This is a genomic window from Kitasatospora cinereorecta, assembly GCF_024172095.1.
Taxonomy (GTDB): domain Bacteria; phylum Actinomycetota; class Actinomycetes; order Streptomycetales; family Streptomycetaceae; genus Kitasatospora; species Kitasatospora cinereorecta.
The window spans coordinates 373380-389901 of the sequence record NZ_JAMZDX010000008.1 but is presented as its reverse complement, the minus strand read 5'-3'; the positions used below and the strand labels follow the sequence as shown (position 1 = coordinate 389901).

At 72.3% G+C, this 16522-nt stretch carries 15 protein-coding genes; 2 read left to right on the top strand and 13 right to left on the bottom strand.

Going from position 1 to position 16522, the window contains the following annotated elements; translation table 11 throughout:
- Positions 1 to 537: 537 nt before the first annotated feature.
- On the bottom strand, positions 538 to 1152 hold the full coding sequence (locus FHR36_RS37015) for an SMI1/KNR4 family protein (RefSeq protein ID WP_253804568.1): 615 nt from the start codon (positions 1150 to 1152) through the stop codon (positions 538 to 540).
- A 437-nt stretch (positions 1153 to 1589) separates the two neighbouring features.
- On the opposite strand from FHR36_RS37015, the gene FHR36_RS37010 reads away from it, so the two are divergent.
- Positions 1590 to 2810, top strand: coding sequence for an IS256 family transposase (locus FHR36_RS37010; protein WP_253804288.1), 1221 nt, complete (start codon positions 1590 to 1592; stop codon positions 2808 to 2810).
- A gap of 339 nt (positions 2811 to 3149) precedes the next feature.
- Here the strand turns inward: FHR36_RS37010 and FHR36_RS37005 are convergent, their stop codons facing one another.
- From FHR36_RS37005 to FHR36_RS36990, 4 genes are all read right to left on the bottom strand, one after another.
- A complete protein-coding gene (locus FHR36_RS37005) occupies positions 3150 to 3344 on the bottom strand; it encodes a hypothetical protein (protein WP_253804567.1) in 195 nt (64 codons plus the stop codon).
- Between the two features lie 87 nt (positions 3345 to 3431).
- Complete coding sequence (locus tag FHR36_RS37000; protein ID WP_253804566.1) at positions 3432 to 3866, bottom strand: hypothetical protein; 435 nt, start codon at positions 3864 to 3866, stop codon at positions 3432 to 3434.
- A gap of 238 nt (positions 3867 to 4104) precedes the next feature.
- The gene (locus FHR36_RS36995) at positions 4105 to 4713 is read right to left on the bottom strand and encodes an SMI1/KNR4 family protein (protein WP_253804565.1); all 609 of its coding nucleotides are present in this window, start codon (positions 4711 to 4713) and stop codon (positions 4105 to 4107) included.
- 383 nt (positions 4714 to 5096) lie between these two features.
- Complete coding sequence (locus tag FHR36_RS36990; RefSeq protein WP_253804564.1) at positions 5097 to 5675, bottom strand: hypothetical protein; 579 nt, start codon at positions 5673 to 5675, stop codon at positions 5097 to 5099.
- A gap of 409 nt (positions 5676 to 6084) precedes the next feature.
- Between FHR36_RS36990 and FHR36_RS36985 the strand changes: the two genes are divergently transcribed.
- Positions 6085 to 6240, top strand: a complete 156-nt coding sequence (locus tag FHR36_RS36985; protein ID WP_253804563.1) for a hypothetical protein — start codon at positions 6085 to 6087, stop codon at positions 6238 to 6240.
- A 385-nt stretch (positions 6241 to 6625) separates the two neighbouring features.
- Here the strand turns inward: FHR36_RS36985 and FHR36_RS36980 are convergent, their stop codons facing one another.
- The 8 genes from FHR36_RS36980 to FHR36_RS36945 all read right to left on the bottom strand — a co-directional run bounded on the left by FHR36_RS36980 (position 6626) and on the right by FHR36_RS36945 (position 16518).
- Positions 6626 to 7576 carry a hypothetical protein gene (locus FHR36_RS36980; RefSeq protein WP_253804562.1) on the bottom strand — a complete coding sequence of 317 codons (951 nt, stop codon included), beginning with the start codon at positions 7574 to 7576 and terminating at the stop codon, positions 6626 to 6628.
- Positions 7577 to 7799: 223 nt separating this feature from the next.
- The gene (locus FHR36_RS36975) at positions 7800 to 8900 is read right to left on the bottom strand and encodes a hypothetical protein (protein ID WP_253804620.1); all 1101 of its coding nucleotides are present in this window, start codon (positions 8898 to 8900) and stop codon (positions 7800 to 7802) included.
- 72 nt (positions 8901 to 8972) lie between these two features.
- The gene (locus FHR36_RS36970) at positions 8973 to 9479 is read right to left on the bottom strand and encodes a hypothetical protein (RefSeq protein WP_253804561.1); all 507 of its coding nucleotides are present in this window, start codon (positions 9477 to 9479) and stop codon (positions 8973 to 8975) included.
- Positions 9476 to 9814 (bottom strand): hypothetical protein, encoded by a 339-nt coding sequence (locus tag FHR36_RS36965; RefSeq protein WP_253804560.1) that lies wholly within the window; start codon positions 9812 to 9814, stop codon positions 9476 to 9478. Before FHR36_RS36965 ends, FHR36_RS36970 begins: the two co-directional genes overlap by 4 nt.
- A gap of 100 nt (positions 9815 to 9914) precedes the next feature.
- On the bottom strand, positions 9915 to 12272 hold the full coding sequence (locus FHR36_RS36960) for a DEAD/DEAH box helicase (RefSeq protein ID WP_253804559.1): 2358 nt from the start codon (positions 12270 to 12272) through the stop codon (positions 9915 to 9917).
- 243 nt (positions 12273 to 12515) lie between these two features.
- Positions 12516 to 13211: an alpha/beta fold hydrolase gene (locus FHR36_RS36955; protein ID WP_253804558.1), complete on the bottom strand. Its 696-nt coding sequence runs from the start codon at positions 13209 to 13211 to the stop codon at positions 12516 to 12518.
- A 302-nt stretch (positions 13212 to 13513) separates the two neighbouring features.
- Positions 13514 to 14062, bottom strand: a complete 549-nt coding sequence (locus tag FHR36_RS36950; protein ID WP_253804557.1) for a hypothetical protein — start codon at positions 14060 to 14062, stop codon at positions 13514 to 13516.
- The gene (locus FHR36_RS36945) at positions 14062 to 16518 is read right to left on the bottom strand and encodes a helix-turn-helix domain-containing protein (protein ID WP_253804619.1); all 2457 of its coding nucleotides are present in this window, start codon (positions 16516 to 16518) and stop codon (positions 14062 to 14064) included. The genes FHR36_RS36950 and FHR36_RS36945 overlap by 1 nt, the downstream gene beginning before the upstream one ends.
- Positions 16519 to 16522 lie beyond the last annotated feature (4 nt).

The window sequence follows — 16522 nt, the reverse complement described above, 5'->3', positions numbered from 1 at the left end:
TTCCCGGCCCCGGGGCCGGGAAGTCCGCTCGAAGGTGTGACGACGGGTCAGGGCCTGGGGAAGCCGTAGCGTTCGGCCGACCCGGTCACCGGAGCGGCGCGGGGGGCCGGTCCCACGTCGCGCACACGGGCTCATGCCAGGTTGTCCGGACGGCCAGGCCACCCGGCGACAGGTGCTCGCTGGACCAGGTCCGGCAGCACCCGCCACCGGACCGGGCCGGGGCCGCCGGCCTGGCGGTCCGGACCGGAGCAGCAGCGGCGGCGGGGATGGCGGGCGCGGCCGGACGGCGGCGACGGGGGCGCCTGGTGGAGGGTGTCGTCATGCCCAAGGCTCTCCCCGCCCCGTCGCCCCGCCGAACCTGGCCGCCGCCCGGACGGACCAGCCTCGCCCGTTCTAACCGGCCACTGACCTGCAACGACATCCGAAACTCGACAACACCCGAAACTCACCGGGTCCGAGGCGAACTCACCGCCTTCGGGGCGAAACTCCCCACCGCAGACATCGCACGTGGTTAAGCGTCAGGCGGGATGGCTCTGATCAGCGGCCCGGAGTGGCGGGTTGCCAGGTGAGATCGAGTGCGTCGTCGATGGTGGCGGTGCCGGGTGCGTGGGAACCGCCGAGGGTTGCGTGGCTCAGCAGCACCGGTGTCCCGGCCTCCAGCGCATGGGCGATGTCCTGGAGCATCGACGTCACCGAGGCCCACTGGGGAACGTCCAGGATCCAGGTCTCGTGGTCCCAGATGAGTACCGCGCCGCGGGTGTCGCCGGGGCGCAGGTCGACGATCAGTCCGTCGCCGCCGGGGCTCAACGCGATCGGCATGAACTCCCGCTGGTAGCGGCTCTCGGGCCGGCCGTTCTCGTCGAACGGGTCGTCTTCCTCCTCCGCGACCTGCAGCCAGATCTCGTGGGTCTCCAGGGCCTCGTCCAGCGAGACCGGGGCGAACGCACCGGGAATCCAGTAGCTCGCGGTGACCTCGGGCAGCAGCCACCAGGCCCGCAGGTCGGCGGGCAGGGGCAGGCCGAGGTCTGCCTCGAACGCGTCCAGACGGGCGGCATCCGCTGCCGGTCTCGCCGGGCCTCGTCGGGTGTGCGTGGTGAGCCAGGTACCGACGCGGCTCCAGGAGGCCAGGAGGTCATGATCAGCCACAGTCATGGCGGGCAGTCTGCCCCACCGGGGTGTCAACGGCCGAAGCCGTGATCACTCTCAGAGAAGCAGCTGGTCCGGCAGCTACTGCGGTGAGGGCCGGGGCGGGGAAGGCGGTTCTCTCGTCGAATCGCTCGTGGTGCAGAGGCAGTGGTGGAGCTGTCCAAGGAGGCAGTTGCCGGCCACATAACACCAGGTCAGACCCCGAACACGGGGCCTGCAGCAAGCCGCACGCACGGGGCCAGCGCAAGGACCCCTACCAGCCGGAACTGAACGGCTGGGCGGCGTCGAGGCCGTCCACGATGGTGAGTACTTCAACCACCGTGCCCTTGTGAGGATGGCGTCCCGCCGAGTGGTGTAGCAGGGATCTTGGTGTAACCCCTGGTCATGAAGGAGCCATCGCGCAACTCTCCGAGTAGGAAGGCTCGTTGAGTGAGAGGTGCGCGATGGCCTTGTCCCAGTCTGACCTACTCCGCCTCATGGAGTCACTGCGTACGGCGGATGGAATCGAGTTGATCAGGGCTGTCGCCCAGCGGATGCTTCAGGAACTGATCGAGGCCGAGGCGACCGCCCGGATCGGCGCTGAACCCGGCGAGCACACCGAGGCCCGCACCACGTGGCGCAACGGCCACCGCGACAAGACCCTGACCACGCAGGCCGGCGACCTGGAGCTGGCCATCCCCAAGGTCCGCACCGGCAGCTTCTTCCCCAGTCTGCTCGAGCGCCGACGCCGGATCGACCAGGCCCTCTACGCGGTCATCATGGAGGCCTACGTCCTGGGCGTGTCGACCCGCTCGGTCGACGACCTTGTCAAGGCCCTGGGCGCGGACACCGGGATCTCCAAGAGTGAGGTCTCCCGGATCTGCGCGGACCTGGACGAACAGCTCACCGCCTTCCGCGACCGGCCGCTGGGCCACACCCGCTTCCCTTACGTCTACCTCGACGCGACCTACTGCAAGGCGCGGGTGAACCACCAGATCGTCTCCCGGGCCGTGGTCGTCGCGACCGGGATCACCGAGGACGGCGGCCGCGAGGTGCTCGGGCTGATGGTCGGCGACAGCGAGACCGAGGTGTTCTGGGCCGAGTTCCTGCGCTCCCTGCGCGAGCGTGGCCTGACCGGGGTCCGCCTGGTCATCGGCGACCACCACAGCGGTCTGGTCAAGGCGATCCGCAAGGTCATGCTCGGCGCGGCCTACCAGCGCTGTCGCGTCCACTTCCTGCGGAACGTCTTCACGGTGATCCCGAAGGAGGCCGGCGAGATGGTCGCCGCGACCATCCGGACGATCTTCGCCCAACCCGCCGAAGCCGCGGTCCGGGCCCAGCTGGACACCGTCGCCGAGATGCTCGGCAAGCAGTTCCCCAAGGTCAGCCAGATGCTGCTGGAGGCCAAGGACGACCTGACCGCCTTCGCGGCCTTCCCCGAGCGACATTGGAAGAAGATCCAGTCCACCAATCCGCTGGAGCGGATCAACCGCGAGATCAAGCGTCGCACCGACGTCGTCCAGGTCTTCCCGAACGACGACGCGCTCCTGCGGCTGGTCACCGCCGTGCTGTTCGAGATGCACGACGAATGGATCGCGTTCCCTCGCCGCTACCTGCCCGAGGCCAGCATGGAGAAGATCTACCCCGCCAACCCCGGCCGCGACGAACTCCCGCTCACTTCATGACTGTTGGCGCACGACCACTACACCACTTCATGGGGCACGACCCTTGTGAGGCACCAGGAGCTTCGGCGCTTGGTCCTCGTACCAGCGCAAGAGGACTGGCTCGCCCGCTACCGCGCCAGCCAGCGCGAGGCCCGCACGCACGGCTCGACGCCGAGCTCGCCGCTTCGTCGCCCCCGACGGCCCCCAGTACCCCGGCTTCTGAGCAATGTGGGAGTCCGCCGGTCCCGTCCCTGCGGTCGCGCCAAGTCAGCGGCCGATACGAGGATCCGGCAGCGGGGCCCAGCGTGGCTTCGTCTGGCGCCCGGAGGCGGCTGCGGTGGTGGGGTTGGGAGGCCGGGCTCAGTGGTTGCTGGAGAAGGGCAGGGCGTCGGCGGCGGGAGGGCGTGCCGTTGTGGGGGTCGGCGGCTCGGTGCCGGGGGGTGGCAGGAACAGGGCGCGGTCGATCGGTGGCAGGGGGCGCCGGTCGGTGGCGGGCCGGTCGGTGGTGGGTTCGGAGAACTCGGGCTGGCCCAGAGGGCGGCGATCTTTACTCACGGTCGGCAGTATGACCGTCCGCCAGGTGGGGAACCAGCATGTTTCTCGCAGCCGGGCCCGGTCCGCGGGGCCGAGGGCCGGTTGTGCCTACCGGGCTGCGAGCGCGGCCCGGAACTCCTGGGTGGTGACGAACACCGACCCCGGCACCGCGCGCTGCCGGCCGTCGGCCCGGTTCCGGTAGACCGTCTCCACGGCGGCCCGCATCCGCTCCTCGCGGAACCGCTCGATGGCGGCGGCGAACTCCTCCGGCACCGGTCGGCGGTCGACGATCCCCGCGACGGCGCCGTAGAGCGTCGCGATGCCGTACGTCTCCACCCGCGTCCAGCCGAGCGAACGGGCAGCGGTCCGCATCGCCGAGCGCAGCAGGTCGAGGCCGCCCACGTCCTCGGTCTCGGCCCGGGTCAGGCGGACCTCCCACGCTCCGCCGAAGCCGCCAGCCCGTGGCGGGCAGGAGCGGGTGAGCAGCGGGGGCAGGACGGCGACCAGGTGGGTGTGGCGGGGGTCCGCGGTGTGGGAGGGCACGGACGGAGCGTACGGCCGCGGTGCCGGGTGGCAGGGGCGGTCCGGATTAGTCCGACGAACGGGGCCCGGCGGGTCCCGGCCGAGGTGCGGATCGTGCCAGGTCGCCCGGGGGTTGATCCGCGCCGACGGTGGTGTAGGTGTGCGCGGTTCCCTGTGCGGCGGCGGTCTTCGGCGGTCCCGTCCCCCCGCTCATCGCCGCCCCTGCCGCTGACGATTCTCCAGCCAGTGTTGCGTTTCCTCACATGCCGCGGTCCGGGCCGTACGTCCGCACGGTCCGGTCGCCGGGGGACATCGGCAGCCGGTCCAGTAGCACCGGGCCGGGATAGAAAGCGGAGCTGTTCGGGCCGATCACGTCCTCGCCGATCAGGTAGCGGTAGAGCCACTCGGCGAAGCTCATCCGGTACTCGTACCAGGCACCGTCGTGTTCCACGGCGCAGATGCGGTGTCCCGTCCCGTCGGGAAGCGTCGCCATGAAGATGTACTCGCCGAGATCGGTGCTGCTGAGCGGGATCAGGCCGTCCTTCGTCCCGAAGGTCACCTCCTTCAGGCCGAAGACGGCACGGGGGTCCTCGTCCTCCCCGAGCCGGTCCGGGTCCCAGTTGACCGCGGCCCACGCCTGACAGGTGTCTCGGATGTCCTTCCCGAGGTTGAACCGTTCGGTGGCCGGGTGCAGGAGGGTCAGGTGCTCGTTGATCCGTATCGGGGCGTAGGCGTCGACGATCGCCTTGTAGTCCTCGGGGAGCTCGGTGCCGAGTTCGGCTTCCAGCCGGACCCATGCCTCGGGGTCGGCAAAGCTCTGCCCCCCGGGCCCGAGCATGACCAAGACCTCAGCGAGATAGTCGCGCACCGGCTCTCCTTATCGGATCTGGACGTCGGGACGCCACACCACCGCCACCACGAAGATCGCTGTGGCCTGCCGCGAGAGTAGCCGGGCCCGACGACATCGAATCAGTGACGACAGCCGCCACGGCTGGGAAGACCCATCCGAGCCATCAGCCGGCTTCAGGACTTCTACGAATCGAACGTCCCGGCATCCTCGGCGTCCTGGCCGACGGCCACTGGCGCCTCGTCGGGACGGCCGGGACCGGACGAGCAGCACGTGGGACGGAGTGGCGCATTCTGCCGCTCGCCCTCGGCGGCCATGGCGACCTCGGAGCCTGTCCACCGGGGCTCAGCCCACGAAGCGTCAGATGCGGCCGTGATCTGCGTGTGCGACCTCCGGCGTGACGGTCAGCCGATCGCGGCCTCGGCGACGTCGGCGGCGGGGGTGCTGGTGCGCCGGGACCAGGTCAGGACGGCGGCGGCCAGAGCGAGGACGGCGCCGTCGGTGACGTGGTGGCCACCGTGCTGGACGATGAGCTTCTGCACCGAGCGGTGCGCACGGCTCTTGTGGGAGAGCGCCAGGATGTCGGTGGCGGCGCGTTCGCCCCGCCACTGGCCGGCCGGAAAGACGGTGCCCGCGAGCAGCCCGGCCGGGGTCCCACCGGTGCCGGTGGACCAGGAGTCGAGCAGGAGCACGGCCAGGCCGGCGGCGTGCGAGTTGGTGACCGGCTGCCCGGCGGTGGGGTCGGGGCCGAAGGAGTCGAGCAGCCGGGCGGCGTGTTCGGTCTCGTCGGCGGCGATCGAGGCGACGACCTGGCGCAGCAGCTCGGCCGCCTGGCTGCGGGCCTTCCCGGTGGGGATGAACAGTGCGGCGTTGTAGCGGGCGACCGCGCGGTCCAGGGCGGCCTGGAGGGTCGGCAGGTCGGTCGGATCGGTGTCCTCGGTGATGCCCTCCTCTGCGAGCAGCGGGGCGATCTCGCGCCACATCTCGTCGGCCAGGCCGGTGCGCTGCTGGATATGGAGGCCGGACGGCCTCGGATCGCATGAGCTCGGGGGCCATGCAGGAGGGGTCTCGGCCCGTGATTCGATTGAAGGGCTGAGACGTGGCACACTCGGCCTCACGGCGGACCTGACGCGGCATCACGAGCGCGAAAGGGAGCCGTGCGAGCCGTGCGACGCCACCGATTCCCCCAGATTCTCCACACTTCTCTGCGAAGCCACCTAAGACACCGCGTATCCCCAGTCTCCCAAGTCTCCCCAAGATCCCCATGAATGCTCTGTATGCAGCTCTTTCATCCCCGGGGCCGGGAACAGGTGTCTACGAACGGTGTCTACGTGAAACGGAGACGCGGCGTGGCGGCCCCACACGCCGCAGTATCTCGTGCCCTACTCCCTGATGGCAGCCGTGCTGATCGCCGGCGTCGCGCTGGTCGCCCTGGTCGTCTTCGGCATCGTCGCGCACACCGCGCTGACCAACTCCCGGAAGGCCGACATCCCGGTCGTGCTGGAGAAGCTCGCCGACCTCGCCAAGTCGATGCTCCGCCGCCACTGACGACATCGTCCCCGTTCCGAACTCCGGGAGTTCGGAACGGGGACGAGTCGTTCGTGCCGCTAGCCGTGCAGGTGACCGGAGCGGACGGGCCTGTCAGGTCAGCTGGGGTGATCGGTCAGCGGGATGGCGAGTTGGTTGTCGGAGCCCAGCCGCGTACCGGTCGTGCGGTCTCGGCGCTGGTCGTCCACCACCGCGAAGCCGTCTTCCGTCACCTCGGGGCCCGCCGTTTCGGCGTCCGTTGTCGAGGGCCTCGGCGCAGGCACCAAGGCTCTGGCCTCCGCCTGCGGGCGGCGACCTCTGCCATCGGATGGTCGGCCGCCTCGCCGCAGTCGCGTTCGTGCTCCCGGCGCGCCGTACTGCCCTCGGCCCACCGGCCGTGAGCGTTTCAGAGTCCCGTGGCCCGGTGCCACGGCACGCCCGCGGTCGCCTGCCCGATCAGGTAGCGGATGCCCTGGTTGTCGTCGGGGTTGGTCCACAGGCTGTTCCCGAACACCGCCGCGGCCTTCTCCGTCTCTCCCATGCGCCACCACGTCAGTCCCAGGCCGTGCAGTGCCCGGTGGAAGGGACGGTTGTCCATCTCCGACCAGGCCAGCACACCGGTGAACGCCTCCGGGAGTGACAGTTCGGCGACGGCCACGGCCGTCTGGTAGAAGCCCAGGGCCTCGACCAACGCGGAGTGGTCCGCGTCGGCGCGTTCGAACGCGTCGCCGCCCAGGTGCGCCCAGCAGTCGATCTGCCGCGGATCCTCGCGCACCGCGGCCGCCAGCATCGCCCGGTAGCCGCAGGTGTCGCCGGTCCGCTCCCGCTCGCCGAGTGCCCGGTCGACCGGCGGCTCCCCCTCACCCAGGTACGGATCGGGCATCCGGCACAGCGGCCGCTCACCCGCCTCACGCACCGCACGCCACCACGCCCACGTGGGCTTGCCGCCGAGGTCGGCGGAGGCCGAGGGGCGAGCGCCCCAGCCCCGCTCCGACCGCGGGTCGTAGACCTCGCCGCAGAAGTCCGGGCGTGCCGGGGTGACCCCGCGGTTGTGCAGGCGCTCGAGGATGCGGCGGGTGTCGCAGCGCTGGTAGCGGTCGGTGATCTCGGACAGGAACACATAGCGCCGACCCGGGCCGTCGGGCCCGTCCTGCCCGGGCGCGGGCAGGACCCGGCGCAGCTGATCGAGGAGGTCAGTCAGCACGTCCTCGGCCTGCCGGGCGGTCAGTGGCCACGTGAGCCTGTGGGCCCGGGGAACGTCGTGGACGGGGAACCAGAGCGCGTCCTCCGTCAGGCCGCTGCGCTCGGCCAGCATCGTGCGCAGTTCGCCTTCGCCTACCGCAACGGTGGTTGCCACGGCGCCCCTCTTCCCACTCCCGTGCCGCGCCTGCGGCCCCGTTCGGCAGCGTATCGACTGAGCCGTCAGGCCGTCCGTCCCTCGATCGGGTGATCGCACTCGGGCGGCCGGGACCAGGAGGGAGTGACCGGGCGCTGGCACTTTGCCCCTGAGCTGTGCCGAGGCGCGGGGGCCGGCTCCAGCCGTCCAAGGGCGGCGGGGTCGGCGCCGGTGGTGTCGGTGGTCACGGCCGTTCCTCCTCGACGCGCACGATCCGGTACAGGCCGGCGCCGTAGAGGTGTCCGTCGTGCTTCTTCCAGGTCAGGCGCACCGCGTCCTCCACCGACGTGGCGTAGGCGTGCGTGACGATCACGGAGTAGCCGGGGTGCGCCGGGTCCACCCGCCTGGCCGTGAGCTGGTAGTTCCACCGCTCCCGGTCGGGGCCGTCGTGCTCGTCCGCCGCCTCGAGGCGCAGGGCGTCGGCGGACATCTTCCGGAGCAGGAGGAGGAGGCGGTCGGCGGTGCCGGGCGGGGTGGGGCGGCGCGGTTCGCCGGTGCGCGGGTCGAGGTCGGCGCGCCACTGGGTGGCGGCCGGGCGCAGGCTGTTGACGCGGCCTTCGGGCAGCAGGGCGGTGTTGAGCTTGAGGCGGCGCAGGGCGTCGTAGAGGGGGTCGAGGTCGCCGGTGGTCCACAGGGCGACGGTGCGCTGGGCGAGGAGGTTGGTGAGGTCGGCCAGGGCGGGGGCGGGGGCGGGGGCGCCGGGGGTGCGGGGGCCGGTCAGGCGCACGGTGCGGTCGTAGAGGGCGGTGCCGGTGCGGTCGAGGGCGGTGAGGCGGGCGGCGGCCGGCGGGCGGGGCGTTCCGGCGGCGGTGGGCTCGCCGGGGGTGTAGTCGACGTGGAGGACGGCCAGGTGCTCATCGGTCAGGAGGCGGTCGGCGGTCTCGGCGCCGTCCTGGGCGGCGGCGCGGGCCTCGGCCTGGCGGGTGCGCAGGCGGGTGATGTGGGCGCAGGTGCCGCACAGGGCCCGGCCGTCGGCCGCCGGGGTGCACGGCGTCTCGGGGTGGGCGCCGCAGTCCTCGCAGGTACGGGTGTTGGTGGTGCGACGCGCGCCGGCCGCGAGGAGCTGCGCGGCGGTGGCCGCGGTCGGGACGGACTCGCGCACGTCGTACAGGTCGAACGTGTCCTTCCGTCCGGTGCCGGGGTTGCGGGTGGCGATGGTGGCGCGGACCGGGCCGGCCGCCTGGCGCGGCAGGTCCAGCGCGGCGAGCTGGGTCGTGGTTCGCAGGTGGTCGGGAACCTCGCCCCACCAGGCGTAGGACGGGACCGGCTTCACGGCTTCCGGCATGTTGGTGCCTCCCCTTTTCTCGGCTGTGCGGTTCAACGCAGCCGCCACCAGGTGGTGGCGGCCGGTGGGCGGTCAGCGCCTCCACGGCTCCGGGGCCGGATCGGGCGGCGCGGCGGGGGTGAGCGACTGGTCGGCGCAGCGGCTGATCTGGTGGTTGCGTACGCCGCACTCGGGGCCGCGGTCGAAGGCGACGACGTACGGGAACGGGGTCGGGTAGCGGCGGACTCGGGTGATGACGCCGAGGGTGCCGGCCGGGACGTTGATGTGGACGCGGGCGTCCTCCTCCCAGTACTCCTCGTCGGCCAGGTCCTCGTCGATCCACGACGCGCGCACGGGTTCCAGGAGCTCGACCCGGTCCCCTTCCTCCAGGCGCACGTGGCTGGTGAGGACTTGGGCCTGGTAGCGGAGCAGTTGCACGAACGCCTGCTCCCGCTCGGCCGGGTCGGCCAGTGCGCCGGGGTCCAGCACCAGCACCCGCGGGGAACTGGGTGTGCTGGTGCCGGTGTCGGCCGGGTGGCGCTGGGCACCCGGCCGGGCCGCTGTCGGCGCCGGGGTGGTTGGGGTGGTGGTGTCGGTCATCGCGCGGTGGCCCCGTCGCCGCCCGCGCCGAACAGGTCTTCCACCGTGTCCAGGTCGAGACCGGCGGCGACATCGGTCAGATACTCCCGCTGCTCGCCGGTGAGGCCGAGTTCGGGATCGTCGGCCAGCCGGACGAGCGCTGCGGCCACCAGGCCGGGCGCGGCGGTGGCGAGGGCGTTGTGGAGTGCCTCTTGGCGAGCCTCGGGGGTGCAGGCGTCCTGGTAGTGGAGGGCGATCTCGAAGGCGTCGTGGGCTCGTTGGGCCAGGGCATGGTAGGCGGGGTCGTCGAGGGGATCGGTGCGGTGGTCGCCGAGCATCGGCACAGGACGGGTCATGAGAGCTGCGTCCCTTCGGGGTGTTGGGAAGGAGGTCGGGGAGCGGGCGGCCGTCCCGGCCCGAGGCGGGGCCGGGACGGCGGGATCGGTGTCGTGTGGGTTAGCCGGTGACGGTCTCGGCGGAGTGGCCGTGGAGCGCGTCCAGGAGCGCAGTCTGCTGCTCGGTCAGCTTGCCCTCGGTGCGGGCCTTGTCCTGCTTGCGCAGCCAGGTGCCGGGCCGGAAGGTCGGATCTGCCTCACCGCCGGTGCGGTTGGCGGGGCCGGTGAGGGTGCCGCCGGCGGCGAGGTAGGCGAGCAGGCGGCGGTAGGAGCGGTTCCAGTCCGGTTCCAGGCGCCACAGCTCGTCCAGGCCGTCGAGCTTGGCGACCTGGTCCTTGGTGAGGTTGTCGGCCTTGCGCTGGCGGCGCATCCACGCGCCCACCGCGTAGTCGTCCAGCTTCGCGGTCGCCGGGATGGCCAGGTGCCCGTGCTGGCGGTGGAACGCGGCGGCGTAGGCGTAGCCGCGTTCCCAGGCGCCTGCGTTCTTGGACCAGATCATGCCGAGCGCGTCCAGCTCCGAGACGCGGGCCGCATCGAGCAGGCCCTGGCCGTTGAGGTGGCGCTGGCGGGCCAGCCAGGAAATCAGCTCGGCGTGCTTGTCGCGATCGGTGGGGTCGAGGTGGCCGTGCTCGATGTGGAACCTGGCGGCGACGGCGTGCATCCGCTGCCACTCGACCGCCCGCGGGTTGAACGCCCGCAGCTTCACCGTCTGCAGGATCTGCGCCGCGTGGGCGCGGGCGTTGATCCGCAGCCACTCGATCGGCGACTCCACGACGGCAGGCGCCTGCTCGCCCACGCCGGCGGGCTCGGCGCCCTCCTCGGAAGCCTCGGTCGTGGTGGTGTGCTGGGCGGCCTGGGAGCGGCCTGCGCGCAGTTCGGTGATCCGGCCGACGACGCGGGCGTCGTGCGCAGCCAGGGCGCGCAGGACCCGCCAGATGGTGCGGAAGGAGGAGGCCTCGATCTCCGCGTCCGCTTCGGCCTTCACAGCCTCGCCGGCGTCGTGGATCTTGGCCGGGTCGGCGGTGCGGGTGTCATCGCCGACCTCCGGGGTGGGCAGGTAGACGGGGATGATGACCCAGGAGACCTTGCCCTGCCGGTAGGACTGGCGCAGCGCGCGGCCGACGGCCTGCACGATGTCGATGACGCTCGACTTCGGGTCCGCGAAGCAGATGGCGTCCACGGCGGCCACGTCGATGCCCTCCGACAGGAGGCGGGCGTTGCAGAGGATGCCGCACTCCTCGCCGTCCTCGCCGGTGTGGGCCTTGAACTCGGCGAAGGCCTGGCGGCGGTCGCGCAGCCGGTCGGTGCCGGCCATCGCCTTCGCCCAGATCCGCTCCGGCCGGTCCGCGTCCGGCAGCAGCTGGGAGGCGTCCAGCAGGGTGTTCGCGAACTCCCGCGCGGCGGCCACCCGGGAGTGGAAGGTGATGACCCGGCGCAGTTCCAGGTCCGCGACCGCGCGGAGCACCGCGATCTGCAGGGCCAGGCGCAGCAGTTCCTCGTTGGATCGCTGGGAGCGGAGGTCGGCGACGGCGGGGAGGTTGAGGAGGTCGCGCAGGTCCTCGTCGGTGACGACCGGGACCAGGACGCGGTAGTCGGCGAGGTAGCCGTGCTCGATGCCCTGTCCGAGGGTCCAGGTGAACACGGTTTTGCCGTAGATCCGGGTGTCCGTCATGGAACAGAGCGCGGGCAGCTTCTCCGCGGCCTCACTGTCGGCGTCGGCGAGGTCGGCCAGGCCGTCCCTCGCGCCCCGGTCGTCGGCAATCCGCGGGGTCGCGGTGAAGTACAGGCGGCGCTTCGCCGGGACCCGGGTGTCGTCGTGGACCGCGGCCCACGCCTTGCCCTCCGCGCCGGCGGTGCGGTGCGCCTCGTCGATGACGACCAGGTCCCAGGCCGGCAGGCCGAAGTCGCGGTGGGCCTGGACGATCCGCTCCAGGCTCGCGTAGGTGGCGTACACGGTGACCGGCTCGCCCGCCTTCTCCTTGGCGACCAGGTCGGCGATCCGCGGGGCCTGCGTGGTCACCTGGGCGTGGACGCGCCCGCCGGCCTCCGCGCTCTCCAGCGCCTCCTCCCGCGAGCACGCCGCCACCGCCAGGCCCCGGCGCCCGCCCTTGAGGGACCAGGCCTCGGCGGTCTGCTCCAACAACTCGATCGTCGGCACCAGCACCAAAACCCGACCACGGGCCGCCAGGCGCCGGGCGCACCCGGCGGCGATCAGCGTCTTGCCCGAGCCGGTCGCCGCGACGACCGTCGCGCGGCCGCCGTCCTTCACCTCACGCACCGCGGCCGCCACCGCGTCCTTCTGGAACCAGTGCAGCGGCAGCGGGTTGAGGGCCGCGGACGGCTGCACCGGGACCGGCTGAGCGGCTTCAGTCCGGAACGCGGCCGGCACGTCGGCCTCAGGGGCTGTGGTGGTCTCCACGGCGGTGCTTCTCCTTCGGATGCTGAGACGGCGGGGCGGGGCGGGCGGTGCTGTGGAAAGGTCGAGGCGGGCGGCCTCTCCCCGGGGCCAGGTCATGGATGGGGGTGTGACTGAGCGGTTCACTTGGCGAGTTGAGCGTTGATCGGGCGCATTGTCGTCGACGGACTCGACCAGGCCGGCGGCCTCGCCTGCGACGACGACGCCCTTCCTCCACCGGAGTACCGAAAACGCCGGGAGGCGCGCCTACCGCCAGGCAGTGGTGGTGGCGATGATGGCCTGGGCCAAGGCCACGGGTTGATGGCGAGCAATGAGGTGCCCGGCGCCTTGGATGGGCCGGACCGTGGTGTGAGGAGCCAGGCGCAGCAACTGGTCGATGTCATCGTCGGTGAGCGACGAGCCGTTGTCGCCGTGGACGAGCAGGACGGGCAGGTCGAGTTCCGCGGTGACCTGCCGTAGCAGTGGAACCTGGGCGAGGATGTCCTCGACGAGCTCGGTGTGGGCGCCGGACAGGCTGACAGAGGCGAGGAAGCGGCGGACCCTGGAGGGTTCGAGGCAGGGTACGACGTCGACCAGCACCAGCCCTGCCACCTTGGCTCGCACTGCCGGATCCGTGAGGGCGGCGATGGCGGCGAGCCCACCGAGTGAGGCACCGACGAGCACGCTTGCCGGTGGCTCGGCGTGCACCATCGCGGTGATGTCGTCCGCGCACGCGGACAGTGTCCGAGCAGTGCCCTCGCTGTCGCCGTGGCCTCGCTGGTCGAAGGCCACGCACCGGTACCCGGCATCGACGAGGACCTCGCTGACCGGCCCCCACACCTGACGGCGTTCGCCACCGGCGTGAAGGAGCAGGAAGGTCGCTCCGGCGCCGACCTCCTCCCCATGCAGGATCACATCGGGGCGAGTGATCCGCCGTTCGCGTGGGGCGGTAGGGCCGATCATGAAACTGACACCTTCCCTCCTCGTGCCGCACGTGTCCTTGGCCGGACCGCCAGGGCCTGCCAGTGCCCCAGCTGAACGCGACACTTCACGCTGCTCGCGGGGCACGTTGGGAACGGTACCGCGACCTGTGCAGGTGTTGAACCCAAGGCGACACGAGCACGCGCTCACCGGGTGCGGCGGCCGGTGTCGGCAGCCTCAGCCGGGTGCCGACCCGGCACATCGCATCTTGTCGACGCCGCAAGCTCAACTCGCCACCTCAACTGCTCATCCGCCAAGTGAAGTGCTCAGTCACAGAGTGGTAATCAGCTCAGGTCGAAGTCGTTGGGGTCGAAGTCGAAGTCGTCGGCCGAGAACCCTCCATAGCCGGCGCCTCCGTTGAAGTAGTTCGCGAGGGCCTGGCCGACGATCTGCCGCACCTCGTCCTCGTTCTCGGCGAGGGCCAGGGCGGCGGCCTGCTCGCCCGTCAGGTTCAGGTGGATGTCGCGGGCCCGGACGGCGTCCGAGCCGCGGATCTCGAAGCTCACGGCGCGGCCGACCCGGGCCCCGATCCCGGAGACCGTGCCGCGCTGGGCGAGCTGCTTGGCCTTGCGCTCCCGGCCCCGCTCGGTGGTCTGCACGTCGACCGCCTCGCGCTGCAGCCGCTCGGCGTCCTCTCCCTTGGGGTGACGGGTGCCGTCGATCCAGCGGAGCACCGTGCGGGGCGCGACACCGTAGGCGGCTGCCATGGCTTTGGTGTTCCCGCCGTACTTGCGCTCCCGAACCTGGCCGGCCTGCGTCGTGGACTGCACCGGCGCCTTCCTCGAGGGGAACAGCGCCTCGCGCACCCGGCCGAACAGCCCCTTGCCCGCCATCAGTTCCCGCCTTCCTCAATGTCGGTGCCGGCCTGCTCCTGCCGGAGCGCGGTGCCGTCGGTGGTGTAGTGGTGGACCAGCTTGGAGGGGTGCTCCCGGCGCTCCATCGCCTCGAGGGCGGCCTGCAGCGGGATCGAGGACTCGTGCTTGTGGCTGCCCGGGGCGATGCCCAGGCGCAGCGCGCCGGGGACGGGGGTGCCGTCGTCCTTCACGGGCAGGAGCTCGAGCGGGGTGGGGGCGTCGGTGGCGTAGAGGTAGGAGTCGACGTTGACGGCGAAGGGGGCGCGGCCGGTGAGCTGCCAGGTTTTGCGGAGGCGGCGGTGGGCGGCGGTGCGGGCGGCGGCGATGATGTGGAAGCGGATCTCCGGGCGGTAGGACCAGGACGCGGCGATCTTCTCCAGCCACGTCTCGTCGTCCAGGTGGCGGGCGGAGTCGGCCCACTTCCCGATGCCGCCCTTGTAGATGTTCTTGTACAGCCCCGCGAGGACCAGGGCGTCCGCGCGGACCTCGTCCTGGCCGACGTCCTTGTGGACGGCGTAGGCGGCCAGGAACTCGGCCGGGGCCTGGCCGTCGGTCAGGCCGAGGTCGGCGTAGGCGCGCTTGTAGCCGCCACGGATCCGGCCGGTCCACTCCTTGAGCAGCGGAACGGTGTGGGTCGACAGGTAGGCGTCGGTGATGGTGGCCGGGTCGAAGCCGTAGGTGGTGGCCATGTAGGCGACGGTCGGGGTGGCGTACCAGCCCGGGCCGGTGGGCGGCTGGCCGTGGAAGGTGGCCGGGTGGGGCAGCAGCTCGTCCACCGGGGTGCTGGTGAAGTCGCACCACCAGAGGCCGCCGCTCTTGCCGCCGTCCCACGCCGGGTTCCGCGCGTGCTCGAGCGGGCCGATGGGCAGGCGCAGGGAGTCGGTGACGGACAGGTAGGACGCGCAGACGTCGACCGCGACCGCCCACGGGCGGACGGACTCCTGCTCGGTGAGCTCGCGGGCCCACCACTTGTAGTCCTCCTCCTCGCACACCGCCTCGCCCTTGCTGAGGAGTTCGCGGGTGAGCGGGTGGCGGGCGCCGGCGGCCGGCGCAACGCACAGGTCCCCCGTCGGGAGCGCGCCATCACGCAGGTGGGAGGACCACTCGCCGGTTGCCTCGTCCTTGACCCACTCCATGCGCGGGCGCACCGCGTCCAGGAGCAGCATCGCGGTGGAGGCGGTGGTGGCGCCGGGGGCGACGCCGAGGTCGGTGGTGAAGGCACGGAAGCGGCGGGCAAAGGTGGCCCCGTCCTTGGTCCCGTCGGGGGCGGTGGCGAGCGGGCCCGCCAGGGCGCTGGTGGCCTGCTGGCGGGCATCGCCCTGCCCGAGCCACGGCGCGATGGTGACCCGGACCGAGGTCTTCGGGCCGCCGGCCGACCCGGTGCGGCGGAAGACGTGGAAGGCCGGGCCGATGTGGTCGCTCAGCTCCATGCCGACGCTGGCCGCGGCCTTCGCCATCTTTGCCTGCAGCGAGGTCAGGGCCTTCTCCGTGCCCGGCAGGGCGGCGGGCAGGCCGAGCTGCTTGAGCGCGGCCGCGGTCAGGCAGACCGTGCCGTCGCCACCACGCCCCAAGGGGTGGGCCCGCTCGACGCGCAGCGGAAGCCCGGTACCCAGCCACGCGAACCAGTCGCCCAGCTTGGTCCCGGCCGGGGCCGGGATCTGCGGGACGTCCAGCACCCAACCACCGTCGACGGCGCCCAGCGCGACCACCGGCCACCACCGGGAAGCAGCAGCCGGGGCGGCCGGACCGGCAGGCCGCGGGGCAGCCGGGCGGGCAGCGGGGCGGGCCGTCGCCGGGCGCGTCCTGCCCGCCGGGGCCGGCGTGGCGGTGGGTGCGGGCCGGACCGGCTCGGAGGCGACGGGAGCAGCAGCGGGTGCTGGCGTGGCCGGGGGCTGCTCGGCCGGGGCCGGGGCCACAGTCGGCTGCTGGGTGGCTTCGACGGCCGGCTCGGTAGCCGGGGTGGCGGGGCGGCAGAACCCGCCGAGGTGCATCGGGCGGCCCTGGGCGCGGTAAACGGAGGGCTGGCCGCACTGCACGCACGGCGCCGCGGCGGCCATCAGCAGCGAGCCGTCCGGGTTCTGGTCGAGCACCGGGACGGCGGGCGCGTCGGTGGCGTGCTGGGCGGTCGCCGGGGCCTGGGCGTGCGTCTGCGGCTGCGGTGCGACCGGGGCGGCGGGCTGCTGCTCGGGGGCGGGGAAGCGCGCTGCCAGGCCCTCCAGCAGGCGCGTGTACGCCGGAGCGATGTCCGGGCCCGGGACGGCGCTGCCGTCCTCCCAGCCCAGGACCAGGGCCGAGTTCACCCGCAGGGCCGCAGCAACCTGCGCGGGCGTCAGCCCGGCCGCCAGGCGCAGCCGCCTGCGCTCCGCCGGCAGCGGCAGACCGCTGCTCACCGCGGCGAGCAGCGCGTCGACGGAGTCGAACAGCTCGTCGGACATCGGG

Coding starts and splice junctions, on each gene's coding strand:
- FHR36_RS37015 (WP_253804568.1), bottom strand. CDS start 1,152: ATGACTGTGGCTGATCATGACCTCCTGGCCTCCTGGAGCCGCGTCGGT.
- FHR36_RS37010 (WP_253804288.1), top strand. CDS start 1,590: ATGGCCTTGTCCCAGTCTGACCTACTCCGCCTCATGGAGTCACTGCGT.
- FHR36_RS36990 (WP_253804564.1), bottom strand. CDS start 5,675: ATGTGGCGCGAGATCGCCCCGCTGCTCGCAGAGGAGGGCATCACCGAG.
- FHR36_RS36985 (WP_253804563.1), top strand. CDS start 6,085: ATGGCAGCCGTGCTGATCGCCGGCGTCGCGCTGGTCGCCCTGGTCGTC.
- FHR36_RS36975 (WP_253804620.1), bottom strand. CDS start 8,900: ATGCCGGAAGCCGTGAAGCCGGTCCCGTCCTACGCCTGGTGGGGCGAG.
- FHR36_RS36970 (WP_253804561.1), bottom strand. CDS start 9,479: ATGACCGACACCACCACCCCAACCACCCCGGCGCCGACAGCGGCCCGG.
- FHR36_RS36965 (WP_253804560.1), bottom strand. CDS start 9,814: ATGACCCGTCCTGTGCCGATGCTCGGCGACCACCGCACCGATCCCCTC.
- FHR36_RS36955 (WP_253804558.1), bottom strand. CDS start 13,211: ATGATCGGCCCTACCGCCCCACGCGAACGGCGGATCACTCGCCCCGAT.
- FHR36_RS36950 (WP_253804557.1), bottom strand. CDS start 14,062: ATGGCGGGCAAGGGGCTGTTCGGCCGGGTGCGCGAGGCGCTGTTCCCC.
- FHR36_RS36945 (WP_253804619.1), bottom strand. CDS start 16,518: ATGTCCGACGAGCTGTTCGACTCCGTCGACGCGCTGCTCGCCGCGGTG.